The organism is Actinotalea sp. C106, assembly GCF_023630195.1.
In the GTDB taxonomy this organism is placed as follows: domain Bacteria; phylum Actinomycetota; class Actinomycetes; order Actinomycetales; family Cellulomonadaceae; genus Actinotalea.
The window spans coordinates 1-1878 of sequence record NZ_JALPKN010000430.1 but is presented as its reverse complement, the minus strand read 5'-3'; the positions used below and the strand labels follow the sequence as shown (position 1 = coordinate 1878).

Annotated in this window: 3 protein-coding genes; 2 read left to right on the top strand and 1 reads right to left on the bottom strand. The window is 73.1% G+C overall.

The annotated features are described in order from the left end of the window. Positions 1–281: 281 nt before the first annotated feature. Positions 282–812, top strand: coding sequence for a hypothetical protein (locus L0B03_RS17240; protein ID WP_250448161.1), 531 nt, complete (start codon positions 282–284; stop codon positions 810–812). Here L0B03_RS17240 and L0B03_RS17235 read toward each other — a convergent pair. Next, on the bottom strand, positions 789–1037 hold the full coding sequence (locus tag L0B03_RS17235; protein ID WP_250448159.1) for a helix-turn-helix domain-containing protein: 249 nt from the start codon (positions 1035–1037) through the stop codon (positions 789–791). The two genes, L0B03_RS17240 and L0B03_RS17235, sit on opposite strands and share 24 nt — an antisense overlap. A 163-nt stretch (positions 1038–1200) precedes the next feature. Between L0B03_RS17235 and L0B03_RS17230 the strand changes: the two genes are divergently transcribed. After that, positions 1201–1878, top strand: a 678-nt coding sequence (locus L0B03_RS17230) for a hypothetical protein (protein ID WP_250448157.1), incomplete at its 3' end; no start/stop codon positions are given.

The window sequence follows — 1878 nt, the reverse complement described above, 5'->3', positions numbered from 1 at the left end:
GCGGACGCCCTGGTCACGGCATCACCTGCAGCGCCGGCCAGGGCCAGGGCGGCCAGGCCGAGGGAGCCGGTCGCGACCCCTGCCCGGAGCGCACCAGGGCGGCGACCCGGGGCCGGGCTGATTCTCGAGCTCATGATGCTCCTTCGTGCTTCAGGGACGCGTTGGGTGCCATTTGATCGCGTTTGATGTCGTCTGATGCTCGCAGACTCTGTCTGACGACGGCTGCCCTTGTCCAGTCCTGCTGCCAACGTGTGGACGGGGCTCTGCCCTACGGTGGTGCGATGCGCTGGGAGTCGTTGTTCGCCGACATGGAGGCGCAGCTCGCGGCGGCCGACGCGCAGGACCGGGCTGACGAGGTCGCCGAGCTGACGCGGGCCGAGCGGGCCACCGTGCCCCTGGCCGACCGCCTGCGAGGCAGCCGCGGCGAGGAGCTCACGGTCACGCTGCGGTCGGGCCTGCTGCTCGCAGGACGGGTCGAGGACGTCGGCCCGGCGTGGATGCACCTGCTGGCCTCGGGGCGTGAGCACCTCGTGCCGCTCGGGGCGGTGGTCGGGCTGAGCGGTCTTGGTGGCGCGGTGGTCTCGCAGGACGGCGTACTGCGCCGGCTGGGTCTAGGGCACGCCGTGCGCGCGGTGGCCCGTGACCGGAGCCTGGTCCGGGTGCGCACCGTGGTGGGCGAGCACCTCGGTCGGGTCGACGCGGTCGGTGCGGACCACCTCGACGTGGCCCTCGCCTACGAGGACTCGGGGCGGCCGACCGGACGCAGCCAGGTGCTGGCCTTCGGGGGCCTAGACCTGATCAGCAGCCTCTGAGGACGAGGGGCTCTCCTCGATCTGGCCGGCATCGATCCTCGAGCGTGCCTGCGCGTACATCCGCTGGATGTAGGCCTCCAGCTCGGTGGACTCGACGCGCCACTGGCCACGGCCTCCGATCTGGATGGCAGGGAGCTCGCCGGTACGCACCAGGGCGTAGGCCTGCGCCGCCGAGATGTTCAGGATCTCGGTCACGTCAGCCAGGGTGAGGAATCGTGCTGCCATGCCAGGAAGTCTCCCACGCAGGATCTCGTCGGACGCGTCGTCCACAGGGGCGCGCAGGACGGCTCGTGGTCCAGGGGGCAGAACGGGCATGATGTGTGCAGACCAGCGCAGACCGACACGGTGCGCCACCCCCGTCCGGTGGCACCCCGGGGAGCAGGGGGCCATGCAGACCACGAGCGTGCACGCACCGGAGGCTGTCAGCTCTGGCCCCGCCGGAGGGGTGCCGCTCCCCGGGGCGGTCAGGCTGCGCAGGCCTGGCTGGCGGGACCCGCGCCTGCTCGCCGGGCTGGTCCTCGTGGCGCTGTCGGTCGCCCTCGGCTCGTGGCTCGTGGCCACGGCAGGCCGCACGGTGCCGATCCTCGTCGCCCGCGACGCCCTCGTCCCCGGGGACCAGCTCCAGGTCGAGGACCTCGATGTGCGTCAGGTGCGACTCCCGGAGGACGGCGACCTGTACCTGGCGCCGGGCGACGAGCTGCCGTCGGGGCTCACGGTGGTCCGAACCGTCGGCGCCGGGGAGCTCGTGCCCTGGACGGCGCTGTCGACCGACGTGGACCTGGCGCTGCGACCCTTGGCAGTTCGTCCTTCCCGCGCGGTCTCCGAGCAGGTCGCGGTCGGCAGCGTGGTCGAGCTGTGGCACGTCCCTGACGAGGGGGCTCCGCAGCGCGTCGCGGACTCCCTCACGGTCGCCGAGCTGAGCGAGGACACGGGCGCCTTCACGGTCGAGCAGGGCCCGACGGTGCACGTCCTCGTGCCCGTGGACGACCTCGCGAGGGTGCTCGGCGCCCTCGCTGCCGAGGGCACCGTCGAGCTCGTGCACGGCCCGGGCGTGGCCGCACGGCCG